This is a genomic window from Microcoleus sp. FACHB-SPT15 (assembly GCF_014849525.1).
Classification (GTDB): domain Bacteria; phylum Cyanobacteriota; class Cyanobacteriia; order Cyanobacteriales; family Coleofasciculaceae; genus Symplocastrum; species Symplocastrum torsivum.
Genome location: NZ_JACJNU010000007.1, coordinates 99,437 through 114,659, shown reverse-complemented (window position 1 = coordinate 114,659; position 15,223 = coordinate 99,437). Strand labels below are relative to the sequence as shown.

The 15,223-nt window shown below is 45.0% G+C and carries 18 protein-coding genes; 16 read left to right on the top strand and 2 right to left on the bottom strand.

Annotated elements, in window-relative coordinates; translation table 11 throughout:
* Positions 1 to 71: 71 nt before the first annotated feature.
* From H6F98_RS03080 to H6F98_RS03040, 10 genes are all read left to right on the top strand, one after another.
* Positions 72 to 935 carry an aminotransferase class IV gene (locus H6F98_RS03080; protein WP_192217206.1) on the top strand — a complete coding sequence of 288 codons (864 nt, stop codon included), beginning with the start codon at positions 72 to 74 and terminating at the stop codon, positions 933 to 935.
* Positions 936 to 970: 35 nt separating this feature from the next.
* Entirely contained in the window at positions 971 to 1,138 is a 168-nt protein-coding gene (locus H6F98_RS03075; RefSeq protein ID WP_192217205.1) for a hypothetical protein, read from the top strand.
* A 44-nt stretch (positions 1,139 to 1,182) separates the two neighbouring features.
* Complete coding sequence (locus H6F98_RS03070) at positions 1,183 to 1,560, top strand: type II toxin-antitoxin system HicB family antitoxin (protein WP_192217204.1); 378 nt, start codon at positions 1,183 to 1,185, stop codon at positions 1,558 to 1,560.
* Between the two features lie 37 nt (positions 1,561 to 1,597).
* Complete coding sequence (locus H6F98_RS03065; RefSeq protein ID WP_192217203.1) at positions 1,598 to 1,885, top strand: BrnT family toxin; 288 nt, start codon at positions 1,598 to 1,600, stop codon at positions 1,883 to 1,885.
* Between the two features lie 10 nt (positions 1,886 to 1,895).
* Complete coding sequence (locus H6F98_RS03060) at positions 1,896 to 3,026, top strand: hypothetical protein (protein WP_192217331.1); 1,131 nt, start codon at positions 1,896 to 1,898, stop codon at positions 3,024 to 3,026.
* A 274-nt stretch (positions 3,027 to 3,300) separates the two neighbouring features.
* Positions 3,301 to 4,251, top strand: coding sequence for a hypothetical protein (locus H6F98_RS03055; RefSeq protein ID WP_192217202.1), 951 nt, complete (start codon positions 3,301 to 3,303; stop codon positions 4,249 to 4,251).
* A gap of 259 nt (positions 4,252 to 4,510) precedes the next feature.
* A complete protein-coding gene (locus tag H6F98_RS03050; protein WP_192217201.1) occupies positions 4,511 to 4,747 on the top strand; it encodes a type II toxin-antitoxin system Phd/YefM family antitoxin in 237 nt (78 codons plus the stop codon).
* A 72-nt stretch (positions 4,748 to 4,819) separates the two neighbouring features.
* A complete protein-coding gene (locus H6F98_RS33250) occupies positions 4,820 to 5,035 on the top strand; it encodes a hypothetical protein (RefSeq protein ID WP_242058312.1) in 216 nt (71 codons plus the stop codon).
* A gap of 57 nt (positions 5,036 to 5,092) precedes the next feature.
* A complete protein-coding gene (locus tag H6F98_RS33245; RefSeq protein ID WP_242058310.1) occupies positions 5,093 to 5,233 on the top strand; it encodes a hypothetical protein in 141 nt (46 codons plus the stop codon).
* Between the two features lie 287 nt (positions 5,234 to 5,520).
* A complete protein-coding gene (locus H6F98_RS03040; protein WP_192217200.1) occupies positions 5,521 to 6,960 on the top strand; it encodes a uracil-xanthine permease family protein in 1,440 nt (479 codons plus the stop codon).
* Between the two features lie 24 nt (positions 6,961 to 6,984).
* Here the strand turns inward: H6F98_RS03040 and H6F98_RS03035 are convergent, their stop codons facing one another.
* Positions 6,985 to 7,272, bottom strand: coding sequence for a hypothetical protein (locus H6F98_RS03035; protein WP_192217199.1), 288 nt, complete (start codon positions 7,270 to 7,272; stop codon positions 6,985 to 6,987).
* Positions 7,273 to 7,508: 236 nt separating this feature from the next.
* Here H6F98_RS03035 and hpxO point away from each other — a divergent pair, with 236 nt between their 5' ends.
* From hpxO to H6F98_RS03010, 5 genes are all read left to right on the top strand, one after another.
* Positions 7,509 to 8,672: an FAD-dependent urate hydroxylase HpxO gene (hpxO, locus tag H6F98_RS03030; protein ID WP_192217198.1), complete on the top strand. Its 1,164-nt coding sequence runs from the start codon at positions 7,509 to 7,511 to the stop codon at positions 8,670 to 8,672.
* Between the two features lie 36 nt (positions 8,673 to 8,708).
* The gene (gene uraH, locus H6F98_RS03025) at positions 8,709 to 9,068 is read left to right on the top strand and encodes a hydroxyisourate hydrolase (protein ID WP_192217197.1); all 360 of its coding nucleotides are present in this window, start codon (positions 8,709 to 8,711) and stop codon (positions 9,066 to 9,068) included.
* An 87-nt stretch (positions 9,069 to 9,155) separates the two neighbouring features.
* Positions 9,156 to 11,135, top strand: a complete 1,980-nt coding sequence (locus H6F98_RS03020; RefSeq protein ID WP_313929786.1) for an iron uptake porin — start codon at positions 9,156 to 9,158, stop codon at positions 11,133 to 11,135.
* Positions 11,136 to 11,293: 158 nt separating this feature from the next.
* Positions 11,294 to 11,791, top strand: a complete 498-nt coding sequence (uraD, locus tag H6F98_RS03015) for a 2-oxo-4-hydroxy-4-carboxy-5-ureidoimidazoline decarboxylase (protein WP_192217196.1) — start codon at positions 11,294 to 11,296, stop codon at positions 11,789 to 11,791.
* 66 nt (positions 11,792 to 11,857) lie between these two features.
* Entirely contained in the window at positions 11,858 to 13,102 is a 1,245-nt protein-coding gene (locus H6F98_RS03010; protein WP_192217195.1) for a Zn-dependent hydrolase, read from the top strand.
* A gap of 179 nt (positions 13,103 to 13,281) precedes the next feature.
* On the opposite strand, the gene H6F98_RS03005 is transcribed toward H6F98_RS03010, so the two are convergent.
* Complete coding sequence (locus H6F98_RS03005; RefSeq protein ID WP_192217194.1) at positions 13,282 to 14,409, bottom strand: site-2 protease family protein; 1,128 nt, start codon at positions 14,407 to 14,409, stop codon at positions 13,282 to 13,284.
* A 250-nt stretch (positions 14,410 to 14,659) separates the two neighbouring features.
* Between H6F98_RS03005 and H6F98_RS03000 the strand changes: the two genes are divergently transcribed.
* On the top strand, positions 14,660 to 15,154 hold the full coding sequence (locus H6F98_RS03000; RefSeq protein WP_192217193.1) for a 2TM domain-containing protein: 495 nt from the start codon (positions 14,660 to 14,662) through the stop codon (positions 15,152 to 15,154).
* Positions 15,155 to 15,223 lie beyond the last annotated feature (69 nt).

Here is a 15,223-nt window from a genome sequence, read left to right as displayed (position 1 = left end):
TCTTTCTAAGCTATCTGTCGTTCAGATTTTGTCTAAGTCCCACTAATCCAAAACTAGCCTATAATTTCTGAATGTTTTTTGAACCTACGCCAATTGTTTGGCATAACGGCAAGCTGGTTCAACGCGAACAAGCTGCACCTTCCATTGCTAGCCATTCGCTGCACCTTGGCATCGGTGTCTTTGATGGCATTATGGCTTACTGGAATGGCGATCGCTATTACATTCATCGTCTAGAGGCACATCTAAACCGCCTTCGTCACGCTGCTACGCAGATGGGGCTTGCCTTCTCCTGGTCGAACGAAGACCTGACATTAGGGATTACGTCACTCTTGGATGAACTACCTCAAACTAATTACTACATCAGACCGATTGTTTACCGTGCTGGAGCTTACCTAAACTTTAGTGAAACAATGCCCGTGGATGTGACCGTTTTGGGGGTTACCATCGCACGGGATGTAGACAAACCAATTAAAAGCCACATTTCAAGCTTTGAGCGCGTTTCAGGTCATGCGATTCCAATTACTTGGAAGATATGTGGAACCTATGTCAACAGTTACTTAAGCCGTCGTGCCGCGCAACAGAGTGGATTTGATGATGCAATTCTACTTGACCAAGATGGTCGAATCACCGAAGCCACTGCTGCTAATCTTTTTCTCCTTCAAAAAGACACTGTAATTACTCCAGCGCTGACTCCGAATATTTTCCCCGGTATTACCCGCGACACAGTGCTTGATATTGCCCAATCTTTAGGAATTGAGGTGGTTGAACGCGATATCCGACCTGATGAACTGGGAAATTTTGATGGCGCTTTTTTAGCAGCAACAATGATGGAGTTAAGACCCTTGGAAACAATTGATAACTATCGGTATGACTCCTGGAATCATCCCCTATTTCGCCAATTTTTGAAGGAGTTTCGCGAAATTACACATCAATAACAATTACAACATAAATCCCTCAAGAGTATTGGATCTTGGATTTATCTTCTAGGCAAATGATTGTCTTGCGAGAGCCTCAGAATGGTCAGTACGCTACACAACAGGTTATTCGTGAAGGGGCGATTCCCTTCGGGATAGCTTCGCTTCACGCACCGTTGGCATTTCCAGACATCCAGGTATCCGTCGAGAGACTTTTGACTTGAGCGCGATCGCTCTACTCAATCGGGTTGTATGGAAGAATGGAGCGATGAAGACACTGAACCACAAGAACAAGCAAATTGAGAAGCAGCCCTTGGAATATTACTTGAATCTTCAGTATCCAGTAACACTTTACCCGGCTTCCGAGGGGGGATATGTGGCTCAGATTAAAGACTTGCCTGGATGTCTAACTCAAGGTGAAACGCTGGATGAAGCGATCGCAAACATTAATGAGGCGCGGGAGTTGTGGATTGAAACTGCTTACGAAGCTGGAGATGAGATTCCTTTGCCCAGTACTGATGATACCTACAGTAGTAAGTTACTCTTGCGGATGCCTAAATCTTTGCATCGTCGTTTGGCTGAGCAGGCTGACAGGGAAAATGTGAGTCTCAATCAGTATATTGTGTCTTTGTTGAGTAGGGGATGAGGGGATACTAAGTCATTATGGGTGTTAGATTGAGTCCATGAATTTCGAGTGGGACGAGCGAAAGAACGAGATTAATATTGCTAAACATGGTTTTGACTTCGCTGATGCCCCTCGTGTCTTCAATCTACCAATGCTTGTCGGCCTCGATGAGCGAGAAGACTATGGCGAAGATCGATGGATTGGTATTGGGCTACTAGATGGACGAGTCGTAGTTGTTGTATACACTGAGCCTGACGACGAAACAACTCGCATCATCTCACTACGAAAAGCATTATCTTATGAACGAAAACGCTATGAGCAATACCTCAAAAACCGACTGGGCTAGAGTCGATGCCATGACTGATGAGGATATTGATACCTCTGATATTGCACCCTTATCGGAGGAGTTTTTTGCCAAGGCGCAATGGCGAGAGCCTGAATCAAATGAAATAGTGTCAAATGTCTTAAACCTTCAATATCGGTTCTTTGTTGTAGATGAACGACCGCTTTGTATTTGGGATAAGGATATAAGACAAAAAACCTTAAAATTCCTTGAAACTATTGACCCCGGCTACTTTGATTACATAGGGAATGTTCACTGGCAGACTCTAAGCCAGGGAGACAAATCTACTGATAAAGAGTCGCAATATGCCGCTCTGGCACTTCGGACAACCTATTCTCAGGCACTTGAAACTCTGTTTGCTCTCATCTGCGCTGCTATTCAAGCTCCTTGGTGTGTACCTGCTTGGATTAATACCTATAAGAATGAGGAGCTTCGCAAACTTGTTGAAAAGATTCACACTCAAAAGTCGATATCTTCCTTGTTAGGTGTTGAATCCCCCACTTGGTCTTCTGTCTGTGCATTTATATTTCAGCACTGTCATTTTGAAAACGAGGCACAAAAATCGGCAGTGCAGGCAGGTTTTGCTCAAATCTGGTCATATTTCGCTCAGGATTTTCTGGATAAGGGACATAGTGAAGAGTACAACAGCATCAAGCACGGGCTAAGGGTGCGCTCAGGGGGCTTCAAGTTGAGTGTTGGTATTCCAGATGAACCAGGCGTACCTCTACCAGCAGACAAAATGGAGATAGTGTCTGATAGTGAATTTGGTTCAAGCTTCCTTGTCAAGGAAAAGATTGGAAGGGAGAAATATCACATCTATCTTAAGGAAAAACACCGAAACTGGAATCCAAAGGATATTGCATTGGGGCTACGTTTAGCATCAATTTCTATTTCAAACATTCAATCAACTTTGCAGTTTATGAATGGAGTCTCAGAAGTTAAGTTCAAATATCCAGCAGATTTTACAGCTCTTAATCAGTGGGAAGGCTTTACAACTATAACAACTCATGAGATTCAGATTCTACCTAAATTTATTATCCCGTTTACCAAAGAAGAAATTTTATCAGGCTATAAGACTACAAAGAGTTTTGGTGTCAGAAAAATTATCTTCGTAGATCAAGAAGAGGCAGCAAATACCGACTAGCTGTTTGTGCCCGCGTACAGTATAACTATGCCGTTAAACCATTTTTTGATCGCTATCTACTCATAGGGTAGGTTGAGGTACGAACCCATCATTCACTGTCTTTCAAAATAAAGATATTGGGATTCGCTAGCACTCTATCCAACCTCTAAAATTCACCCTATAGCAAGAACCAAAATTCCTGTAATTCCCGCCCACGTATGAATACCATCTAATTATGATTTGGTGCTTTCTACAAACCCAAACCTCTTCATAAACAACTGAGTTGGAAACGAAAATGAAAAATGCAGAACACGAGCGCCAAGAAATAGTTGATTATATTTATATGCATGTCCCTGATGAAACCGTTGAACATCTTGAAAAGGTGGCATCTGAAAAGGTTTTAGGAAGGCAAATTGACATTTGGGATGTACATACAAATGTAGAAAGATGGTGGGTAATGTCTTCTCCAACTAATCTATATTCACAAAAGCAATTCCCCAGTATGGATGTGGCGATTTCTTTCCATATTGGATTAACAGCACGTGTTATGGAACGGCATGAACGCACCGCGTCAAACGAACAGGCGGAGCGTTTTCCTATTGCATGGAGAAAATGGGAACAAGCGGCAGAAGCAGCAACCGAAGCCGACGAGGCAGAAGAATTTCAGTCTGTTGGTATGCGATGTCGTGAAGCATTAATCAGTTTCGTAAAAGAGTCCACCGATATAGTAAAAATGGAGAACAAAACTACTCTGCCTAAAGCTAGCGACTTTAATGGATGGACTGACTTGATTGGTAACACGATAGCGGCTGGTTCAAGTGCAGAAAGACGAAGGGGTTACTTAAAATCAATCGCCAAATCTACATGGGAGCTTGTAAATTGGCTAACCCACGCCGATTCAGCGACAAAATTTGATGCTTATTTTGCATACAAGGCTACAGGACATGTTCTATCTGCATGGTCATTGTTAATACTTAGATATGAACATGGTGTTCCAGATAGATGTCCTAAATGTGCGTCATATCGGTTATCTACTGAGTATGTAACAACCGAAGAAGAACGTTTGTTTCAGATGACTGTATGCGAAGTTTGCCAATGGCAAAGCGAACCATCTGAGATTTCATCTCATGACTCAAAATTCCAAGATGAACAACCGCAAGAAAAACCTGAAGGCGATTGCGTCTTCGTGGAAGTTCCATTGCGCGGAGCCAATCCCCCTATGCCTAGCAAAAAGCGAAGTAAATAATGTGTTTAACATCTACATCTGAGTACGCTCGCCTTCTCCTCATAACATTAGGTTAAGGCAAGGACTCCATAATAAAAAGCTCGTGGTTTCGCGCTTCACTCTACTTAATCTAGAGACTTGCGATCGCGCAAGCGAGAAGAGCTGCATCAGATCGCAGCTTACAGAAAAACCTGAGGGCGATCGCTTTTGTAAAGCAAGAAGCGCTGTCCTGCCATTCCAACAAGTTAACCTTGAGAACAGAGCAATCAGGAAGTTAGCAATGTCACGAGCAATTGACGCAACAGAAGTCGGTAACCACATTAGTGAATTGATCCAGCACGTTGTTGAACAGCAGCAGCCTCTCATGATCGAATCTGAGGGGAAGCCTCAGGTGGTTATGCTTTCCATCGCTGAATACGAGCGTTTGCTCTCAGCTAACACAGTAGAAGTAGGGCAAACACCCTTCCTTAGGCAGGAAACTCTCTCAAATTCGTCAGCAAATTGTTGCTACGGGTGAATCCCTTCTAGGTTGGGAAGAAGTCAATCGGGAAGTAGCTGAACGTCGAGGCGAAAACGGCTAGAACATTCCATGAAGCGTACTTTCATTGATACAGGTGTGTTGATTGCAGCAGCCCGTGGGCAAAATGATGTTGCTGCAAGAGCAATGGCAATTCTAGATGACCCCAATCGAGAATTTGCCTCCAGCATTTTTGTCAAGCTGGAAGTTCTACCCAAAGCAATTTACAACCAAAAAACGGCTGAAGCCGCTTTTTATCAAGCATTTTTTGATGCTGTGACTCATTGAGTTAAAGCGGAGGAATCAGTTATTGCAGATGCCTTTCAAGAGGCTTGTCAGTTGGGTTTGTCTGCCATAGATGCGCTTCATGTTGCCGCAGCTTTGTCGGTGAATGCTGAGGAACTGATAACGGCTGAGAAACCCAGTAAACCCATGCATCGTGTTACGAAGATCAAGGTTATTTCGATCGCTCTAAACGAGTCTTAAAGCACGATTGCCTTAGGCACTGCCCAAAGGGCATTTGCGTAAACAGAACTGCCACTTTGCCAGATGCGGTTGGTACAACTAAAGAGCGATCGCAAGATGTTGATCAATTTGGCAATTTGTATCCTCAAATACTTTATTTTTCAATTTCATCGTTCATTGTATACAGCATACAATCTTAACCTGTATACAGCATACATAATTAATGGATTGTAAAACACAATCCAGGTCACTGAGCAACAAGTTTGTGATTCCGAAAGTTAGAAACTTGCACCTTCAAAGGAGGAGATATGGCGCAGTCCAATCAAGAATTAGCTGTAGACGAAGCTCCAGATCCGAACAAAGCAAAAGCCTATGTTGAACTGATTTATGGCTTAGATGATAGACCACCAGTAGTTGAAGCCTTTTTTGTCGCACTTCAGCACGTCCTTGCAGCGTTCGTTGGCATCATCACGCCACCATTAATCATCTGCAATGCGCTGGGTTTAGATCCGGCACAAACCAGTTACATCGTCAGTATGTCGTTGTTCATTTCAGGTGTCTCCACATTCATTCAGTGCAAACGAATTGGTGTGGTTGGCTCTGGGTTGCTGAGTCTGCAAGGAACCAGCTTTTCCTTTTTAGGGCCGATCATCGGAGTTGGAACAGCGGCGGTACAAGCTGGAAGCTCCCCCCAAGAAGCCTTAGCCCTGATTTTTGGTGTATGTTTCTTTGGTTCGTTTATTGAAATCATTCTGAGTCGCTTCCTTCACCTTGCACAAAAAATCATTACCCCAGTTGTATCTGGCACAGTGGTGATGGTTATTGGTTTGAGCTTGATTAAAACCGGAATTATCAGTCTTGCAGGAGGCGTTGTTGCTCAGCAGAATGGGACGTTTGGGAGTAGTCAAAACCTAGCGTTGGGAGGATTAGTTCTTGCGATCATCATCCTGCTCAACGTATTGGGAAATCGATACTTGAGAATGGGCGCGATCGCAATTGGTTTGTTTGTCGGCTATATCATCTCAATATTTTTGGGACTTGTAGACTTCAGTGTTTTGGGTCGGCTGCCCTTATTTAGTCTGCCTATTCCATTTCGTTATGGAATGAGGTTTGACTTCGCCGCGTTTGTTCCGTTTATCTTGCTTTACCTCATTACTGCCATTGAAACGATTGGCGACTTAACAGCAACTTCTGCTGTCTCAAAACAACCGATTAAAGGAAGCCTCTACTTCCGTCGCATCAAAGGAGGTGTATTGGGGGATGGAATAAACTCGCTCCTCGCTGCCGTGTTCAACACCTTCCCCAACACGACATTCAGCCAGAACAACGGCGTAATTCAGATGACTGGAGTGGGAAGCCGCTATGTTGGCTTTTATGTGGCGGGTATCTTTGCCGTTTTGGGCTTGCTACCCATCGTGGGCGGAATTTTTCAAGCCCTCCCTCAACCCGTACTCGGTGGTGCAACCATCATCATGTTCGGTTCCATTGCCGTCGCCGGAATCAATATTATTGCGTCAACAGAAATCGACCGTCGCGCCTTGATTATCGTAGCGGCTTCCCTCGCTCTGGGCTTAGGTGTTGTTTACGTTCCTGAAATTCTGAATGATAAACCAGCACTCATCAAGAACATCTTCTCGTCCGGCATCTCCACGGGTGGACTAACGGCGATTCTTTTGAATGCGTTCCTGCCTAAGCAGATGGATAGTCCTATCGTTGAGCAATCCGCCGAATCGGAACTCGATAGCTAAATTTAGATGAATGGGCTTGTAACGTTATTGTGTCAGGATATCCCACCAGAGTCTACGCCAACCATTCGCGGTCGAGCTTGTAGCCAGTTCATCAGCATTCAGCGCCCAGCACCGTTCTAAATGCTCGACTTGTTGTTCCTCAAGCATCTCTTCCGTGAGTGTGATGAGAACGACTCGCCAGAGATGATTGAGTCCAAATGCAAAGCTTCGTTTGTTAGCTTGAGGATTTGGTGTGGAGTCAGGAATGAGTTCCAAGGCTTTGTAGGTTTGCCAGTGGGATTTTTTAGCCGAGTTGTGATGTTGAAATTTCATTGGTCATTACTTCGTAATCGTGTAGCGAGTTACGTTTCGATTCAGTAGAAACGCTTGGCGATCGCATTTTTCTCTACTACCGTTTCTGCGATCACTCGGTCAGGAATTAATTCAGCAATAAAAAGAATAAGCCGTTGAATTAATTTCTGTACCAATTTATACAGTTTACTGGAATTGAAATTCTAGTTCAAGTAATTGTCAGGGTTTCATCAATAACTAAGGAGGAAGAAACACCCATGGACAACCTGAAAGTCGTGATTATCGGTGCCGGAATGGGAGGTTTAGCGACTGGCATTGCGTTGCGTCAGGCTGGCTACGAGGTGGAAATTTACGACAAGGTTAGTGAATTACGCCCCGCAGGAGCCGGAATTTCTCTTTGGTCAAATGGGGTGAAAGTCCTCAACAGGCTGGGCTTGGGTAAGGAGATTGCCAATATTGGCGGCAAAATGGAGCGAATGGCGTACTACAGCAATACTGGGGAAAAACTGACTGATTTTAGTCTTTTACCTTTAGTTGAGCAGGTAGGACAGTGCCCTTATCCGGTCGCCCGAACCGATTTACAGCAAATGTTGCTGAATGCATTTGGAGCAGAGAATGTTCAACTCAACTCTAAATGTGTGGCAGTGGAACAAGATGCAAATAGCGTCACAGCGATTTTTGAAGACGGACACAAAGCCACAGGTGATGTTCTAATTGGGGCAGATGGCACTCACTCAACGGTGCGTCGTTATCTGTTGGGATATGCTTCCAAACGCCGCTATGTTGGCTATGTCAACTGGAATGGCTTGGTTCCGATCAGTGACGATCTCGCTCCAAAAGATAGCTGGGTGATTTATGTTGGGGAACACAAGCGTGCCTCAATGATGCCAGTAGGAGGCGATCGCTTTTATTTCTTTTTTGATGTTCCCCTACCCAAAGGCACTGTCAGTGAACCCGAACAGCGTCGGGAAGAACTCGCTGGATTCTTCAAAGGTTGGGCTGAACCTGTCCAAACTCTAATCCAGCGCCTCGATCCGTTAAAAACTAATCGTGTGGAAATTCACGACATTGAACCCTTGGAGAAATTAGCTCAGGGTCGAGTTGCTCTGTTAGGAGATGCCGGACACAGTACTGCTCCAGATTTAGGACAGGGTGGTTGTCAGGCAATGGAAGATGCCTTGGTCTTGGCTAACTGTCTATTAACTACGAATCTCAGCGTTGAAGATGCGCTCAAGCGTTATGAAGCAGCGCGTAAGGAGCGAACGGCTCAAGTGATTCTCGGCGCACGGAAGCGATCGGATATGACTCACGGCAAAGACCCCGAAAAGACCCAGCAATGGTATGAGGCACTGAAAGATGAAGATGGAACCAACATTATTAATGCCATCTCGAAAACGATTCTTGCTGGTCCCTTGCATTGATAAAGGCTGAGCCAAGCTAACTGGAGAACTCAAAATATGGGCAAACTCACAACTCATGTCCTTGATACAGTTCACGGTTGTCCGGCAGCTAATTTGGCAATTGAACTGTGGTCTGTGGATTCCAAATCCGGTCAGAAAACCTTGCTAAAAACCACTACAACTAATGCCGATGGGCGTACCGATGCACCCTTACTCATCAATGATGAATTTAACGTGGGGGTTTACGAACTGGTGTTTGTCGTGGGTGAGTATTTTGCTCAGAAGATGCCCAATCTCCCCGATCCGCCATTTCTCGATCGCGTTCCCATTCAGTTTGGTATTGCCGATCCTACTGCTCACTACCATGTACCGCTACTCGCTTCACCGTGGTCGTACAGTACCTATCGCGGCAGTTAATTTCTTCCGATTGCGCCTCATGAGATAGGCGCGATCAATAACTTTTCATCCCGTTCTTTTTCTCAATTAAGTGTGAGGAGATTTGTGGTGCAATTCAAGGTATGGAAACTACTGTTAGTCGTCTTAATTGTCGAGTATGTTGGGATTGCCCAACGTGCAACAGCCGAACCTGCACAGATAGAGGAGTCAGATACAGTTACTAAAGAGCGATCGCCAATCGAGGTTGTCCAGAATTCAGAAACTTCCTTAGAGCCAGAAACAGCCGTTGACAGCAGTTTTCAGGTAATTACATCCGAATATGAGAACCTAACCCCCAGCCCCTTCCCTACGAGGGAAGGGGAGAAATCAAAGCCTCTCTCCTTGCAGGAGAGAGGTTTGGAGAGAGGTCTGCCTGTGGTCGATTCATTTGAAACTCGCTATGAGCCTATCTCACAACCAGATGAGTCCTCTCTAGTTGTTGAACCAGTCATGGGACAAGTGACCTCTGTTTCTCAACTTGCAGATGTGCAACCGAGTGATTGGGCATATCAGGCACTACTATCTCTTGTCGAACAGTATGGTTGTATTGCTGGCTACCCTGACCAAACATATCGTGGTAATCGAAGCTTAAGCCGCTATGAGTTTGCGGTTGGTCTAAATGCTTGCTTAGCTCGCCTGACTGAGGTGACTACTTCAGCAACAAGCAATTTAGTGACACAAGACGATCTAGCAACCCTGCGACGGTTGCAAGAAGAGTTTGCCACAGAATTAACAACATTACGCGATCGCGTAGATGGACTAGAAACCCGTACTGCCACTTTAGAAGAGCGGCAATTTTCAACCACTACTACACTCAGGGGCGATGTCTGGTTTAACTTAACGCAAGCGTTTCCCTCTGGCGATATCCTCGCCGAACGCAACCCCAACGTCCCGAATAGTGCCTTTGCTCCACCTATACGAGATGTTAACAACCGTTCAACTCGTGTTAAACGAGAGCAGCCTGAGGCAACGCTTAGCTATTACGCTTTCTTGACGCTAACCACTTCATTTACCGGAAAAGATTCCCTTGTTACCCAACTTGCTGTAGGTAATGGAAATTCCCCCGCTAATCAGTTAGTATCTGCTGGTTTCTTTAACTCTTGGGGGACTCCCTTCTTAGATCAAACAGGCACACCGACAACCGGAGACGTTGTACTGCGTGAGTTGTTCTATTCGTTTCCCGTTGGCGAAGACATTCAAGTTTCTGTTGGTCCCCGGCTAAATTACTACCGCTATTTTGATGCAAATCGCTTTACATTCTTCCTCAATGGCGCAACCAGCTTCAACTCTAATGGCAGTACACTATTGAATGCAATTGACCGAGGTTCGGGTGCGGTCGTCAATTGGGCGATCGCTAAACCATTGAAACTGACAGTTGGCTATCTGGCAGAGAACACAGAGTTTTTGAATCCTGCCATATTTAATACGTCCAGCAATCCAAACGATGGTTTATTCAACAGCTCCAACACGATTAGCACTCAACTTGAATACTCTCCCAGTAGTAACTTTAACCTCCGGCTGATCTATGCTCGTTCCAGCCTGAAACCCTACAACGGCTTCATCGGTGGAGCAGTCGGTGAACCCCTTCCCTATGGCTACGCCGATGATGGGTTTGGGGGTCAACTCAGAGATTCTGGTGCTGATACATTTGTTGCCAATTTTGATTGGTTGATTACCGATGGGTTAGGTGTGTTTGGACGATACTCCTACGGTAGGTTAGACATTAATCCAGTTAATCCAGATCGCTCAGAAGGAGAGATTCGAGTTCAGGCATTCCAATTAGGTCTAGGATTTCCTAACTTGGGTAAAGAAGGAGCGTTGGGTGTGATTTCATTTGTCGTTCCCCACGATTATTTAGAAGGGCGGCAATTCTTACTTGCTGCTGGTGGAGATGGTGGTACACAGTACGAGTTGGAGGTGTCTTACCGTTACCCAATTAATAACAATATTTCAATTGTTCCAGCCTTCTATACAATTTGGAATCCCAACAACTTTGAGAGTAACCCTACAGTTTATGTTGGGAATATCCGAACTCAGTTTAGCTTTTAGGCTTTGTTGAAGTTTGAATTCAACTTTAGCCCTTTATAGCAAGCAGCCGTCAGCTTTCAGCGGTCAGCTTTTGACCAAATAGCTCTGGCTAAGGGTCATAGCCTCCGTTGTTGTCCTAATCTATACTTCGACTGCTATAACTATTCTTTTGCTAATGAATGTCCTACACAATTACTGAACTCAACCAGATGAATGAAGAGGCTTTTGTTGAAGCATTAGGAGCCGTATTTGAGCATACACCCTCGATCGCACAACAAGCCTGGACTCTGCGCCTTTTTACCGATGTGAATACTCTGCATCAAAAGATGGTGGAGGTGGTGCAAGGCATGAGTCAAGCTGAGCAACTGGCGTTAATTCGCGCCCATCCAGATTTAGGGAGTAAGGCAAAAATGGCAGAAGCTTCCGTGAAAGAGCAGACGGGTATCGGATTAAATCAGTTAACGCCAGAAGAATACGATCGCATTCTGTTGCTCAATCAAGCCTACAAAGACAAGTTTGGCTTTCCGTTCATTATTGCGGTGAAGAACCACACGAAAGCGACGCTTATAGAAGCGTTTGAGTGCAGATTGAAAAATCCAGTAGATGCCGAAATGGAACTTGCCCTCAGCGAGATTGCCCAAATTGCTAAGTTCCGTCTACTGGAATTAGTGGCATGAGCAACATTGAACACAAGGCAAGCTTCTCGATCCAGGCAATATAAAAGAAATATCAGGAGTTCATCGATGGAAGTGCTTCCCTTACTGAGTGTAAATGGCGATCGCCTTAATCGCAGCCTTGCCCAACTCGCAGAAATTGGCAAATTACCCCATGGGGGTGTGAGTCGAGTTGCCTTCACCACCGAAGATTTACTCGCTCGTCAGCTTGTTCAGTCTTGGATGATTGAAGCAGGGATGACGGTTCGCACGGATGCAGGTGGCAATATTATCGGCAAGTATGCCGGACGACATGAAGGTGCTGCGGCACTGGCAACTGGCTCACATATTGATACCGTTCCAGTAGCAGGTCGCTATGATGGCTGTTTGGGAGTCTTAGCAGGGATTGAGGTGGCGCGGGTATTGCATGAGAATCACCTGCGACTCGATCACCCAATTGAGGTTATCGTTTTCACTGATGAAGAGTGTACCGTACTTGGCTGTAAGGCGATGGCGGGTGAGATTGTCAATGACCCAGAATACTACCGTCGCAATGATGGTACGCCGATTCAGACTTGTCTGGAAAAGATTGGTGGCGATTGGTCAAAGATTGCAACTGCTAAACGCGATCGCACTGAGGTTGCCGCTTTCGTCGAGTTGCACGTTGAGCAAGGGGGTGTCTTAGAAAGTACAGGCGCTCAGATTGGTGTTGTCAAAGGCATTGTCGGACAGTATCGTTTCGCTGTAACTGTAACAGGGCGACCCAACCACGCGGGAACCACGCCAATGAATATGCGAAAAGATGCGCTCGTTGCTGCCTCTCAAGTCGTGTTGGCTGTCAATAAACTGGGTACTGAAACGCCAGGGGAACAGGTGGCAACAGTCGGTTACTTTAATGTGTCACCGAATGCAGTGAACATTGTACCTGGACAAGTCGATCTAAAAATTGACTTGCGCGACCTTTCCCAAGAGCATTTAGAGAATTTAATTAGCCAGATGGAACAGGAGTTTAAAGCGATCGCAACTACTACTCAAACTGAAATTGTCATGCACCAAGCATTGCATGTGCTGCCGACCCTATCAGCGCCCAAAATCATAGATACCATTGTTCAAGTTTGTGAAGAATTGGGCTTGAGCTATTGCCATCTGCCGAGTCGTGCAGGACACGATGCTCAAGAAATAGGACGCTTCACTGACATGGGAATGATCTTTGTTCCCAGTCGTGCTGGAATTAGCCATGCTGAAGATGAGTACACCTCACCTGAGCAATGTATTCAAGGATCGAATATGCTGCTGCAAACTTTTCTGAAACTAGATCGACTGTATCCCGTCTAGACAGATAGCAGAAGGCAGAAGGCAGAAGGGAAACATTAACGGATCAAGGTTTCAGTATTTAGCGCAAGTTTTAATGAAATTAATATAACGGACAACTTAGGCACAAAAAATTTCCCTGGACATTTGCAAAGATGTTTTGTCCAAGGAAAGCTAGTTAAAGGTTACTCAAAGATTGCTCGTCAAGCAGGTTTAGCTTGCGATCTTTGTTGCTCAATGAGGCGGATGATCGAAGCTTTTTCCAGCATTCCTACAAGCACACCGTTGTCGCGAACGACAGGCACTTCATTGAGTTTGGCTTTTTCCAAAAGCACGATCGCGTCTAAGAGTGACTGGTCAGATTGAACGGTTGTAGACAGATCTACAGGCTGCATCAATTCTCTGACTGGAGTAATCGGCCAGTTGGAGGTAGGAACTGTTTTCAAGTCATCAACAGCGATCGCACCTAGGAGTTGACCTTGTTCGTCGGTGACTAAGAACCTGCGCCACTCAGCCTTACCAATGATGTAGTTGTTGGCAAACTCTCTTAATGACAAGTCAGCAGATACAATCGGGCTGTTGGGAGCCACAGCATCTTCAGCTTTCAGACCTGTTAGCTTTTCTTGAATAGAAGCAGATTGAGCAGATCGACCCGCATTTTGTAGCAAGAACCAACCAATCAACAGTGTCCAGAAGCTACCGAAAGTGCTGATACCCAAAATCGCTTGTAGTCCAATAGCGATTCCAATCCACCCCAAAACCTGACCAACGCGGCTGGCAAAGACGACACCTTTGTAAGGATTGCCTGTAATCTTCCAAACCAGCGACTTGAGGATGTTACCGCCATCTAGGGGTAAGCCCGGAATCAGGTTGAATAGTGCCAGAACTAAGTTGATGTAAGCAACCAGTTGAACCATTGCTGCCAATGGTCCTGAGAGATTTGCCCCCATACTGATGGCTGTTAAGAGACCAAACAAGACGATGCTAACGGCTGGGCCTGCGATCGCAACCCAGAATGCTTCACCAGGCGTTTTTGACTCGTTATCGAGGTTTGCCATTCCACCGAAGAGAAACAGTGTAATCGATTTAACCTCAATTCCTTGTCGGATCGCGACAAAGCTATGTCCCAGTTCATGTGCCAAAACTGAGGCAAACAACAATAAAGCAGCAACAAATCCCAGAAGCAAAGGTAGTCCAGCGCCTAATCCTGGGAAGAGAGATGCCAATTCACCTCCGTAGCTGAATGCCACCAAGCCTAGGACTAAAAACCAGGAAGGATGCACATAAAAAGGAATCCCGAATAAATTACCAACACGAATACTGCCATTCATATGGACTACCTCTCCTTATATCTGAGACGTTTTATTTCTTTCATCTCTTATTTCCATCGTAACGAAATGTAAAAGATGCTCTCATCTATCATCTGTCGTAAAATCCGTCCGCTGCGGTTCGGTTTTGGGAATTCCAATTACCTGTGGTATCCCTGCTAGCATCGGCATAATTAAGATAAGCTCTGCTTTTTGTGCCTTAGCCGCATTAGATCTCTAGAGCGAAAAGTCTTCTCCTATTGATAACTAAATTATGTCTGTTTTTGAAACAAAAATCATACGCTCTTACCAGCAAGAAGATATCCAGCAAATCCTAAACTTAGCGATCGCGCGTCAGGATAATGTCGAAGAATTTTCCCATGAGCAGCTTGTAGAGATTGCTAATGAATTAGGTATTTCTACAGCAACCCTCCTAGAAGCAGAACGGGACTGGCTACTTCAGAAAGGAGAGCAACAGAAGCGTAGCGACTTTAATCTTTACCGACAAAGCAAATTAAAAAGACGTTTTGGCAAATATTTAATCATCAATAGCTTTTTGGTGGGGCTGAACTTCCTCAGCAATGGTCAGATTTCTTGGTCTTTGTATATTTTATTGTTTTGGAGCCTATCCCTTGGATTAAATACTTGGAACACCTACCAATTACAAGGTGAAGAGTATGAACAAGCTTTTCAAAAGTGGTATCGTAAATACCAGCTTACAAAATCAATTTCTACTCGCATCAACAACTGGATGAAAGTTTTAAATTGAGGTAGAGACTTACTTTGTTAAAGCTTGTCTGGCTAAAATTTGCTTTCATTCGCGACAGCAGGTAACGGT

Coding starts and splice junctions, on each gene's coding strand:
- H6F98_RS03080 (WP_192217206.1), top strand. CDS start 72: ATGTTTTTTGAACCTACGCCAATTGTTTGGCATAACGGCAAGCTGGTT.
- H6F98_RS03070 (WP_192217204.1), top strand. CDS start 1,183: ATGAAGACACTGAACCACAAGAACAAGCAAATTGAGAAGCAGCCCTTG.
- H6F98_RS03065 (WP_192217203.1), top strand. CDS start 1,598: ATGAATTTCGAGTGGGACGAGCGAAAGAACGAGATTAATATTGCTAAA.
- H6F98_RS03060 (WP_192217331.1), top strand. CDS start 1,896: ATGACTGATGAGGATATTGATACCTCTGATATTGCACCCTTATCGGAG.
- H6F98_RS03055 (WP_192217202.1), top strand. CDS start 3,301: ATGAAAAATGCAGAACACGAGCGCCAAGAAATAGTTGATTATATTTAT.
- H6F98_RS03050 (WP_192217201.1), top strand. CDS start 4,511: ATGTCACGAGCAATTGACGCAACAGAAGTCGGTAACCACATTAGTGAA.
- H6F98_RS33250 (WP_242058312.1), top strand. CDS start 4,820: ATGAAGCGTACTTTCATTGATACAGGTGTGTTGATTGCAGCAGCCCGT.
- H6F98_RS03040 (WP_192217200.1), top strand. CDS start 5,521: ATGGCGCAGTCCAATCAAGAATTAGCTGTAGACGAAGCTCCAGATCCG.
- H6F98_RS03035 (WP_192217199.1), bottom strand. CDS start 7,272: ATGAAATTTCAACATCACAACTCGGCTAAAAAATCCCACTGGCAAACC.
- hpxO (WP_192217198.1), top strand. CDS start 7,509: ATGGACAACCTGAAAGTCGTGATTATCGGTGCCGGAATGGGAGGTTTA.
- uraH (WP_192217197.1), top strand. CDS start 8,709: ATGGGCAAACTCACAACTCATGTCCTTGATACAGTTCACGGTTGTCCG.
- uraD (WP_192217196.1), top strand. CDS start 11,294: ATGTCCTACACAATTACTGAACTCAACCAGATGAATGAAGAGGCTTTT.
- H6F98_RS03010 (WP_192217195.1), top strand. CDS start 11,858: ATGGAAGTGCTTCCCTTACTGAGTGTAAATGGCGATCGCCTTAATCGC.
- H6F98_RS03005 (WP_192217194.1), bottom strand. CDS start 14,409: ATGAATGGCAGTATTCGTGTTGGTAATTTATTCGGGATTCCTTTTTAT.
- H6F98_RS03000 (WP_192217193.1), top strand. CDS start 14,660: ATGTCTGTTTTTGAAACAAAAATCATACGCTCTTACCAGCAAGAAGAT.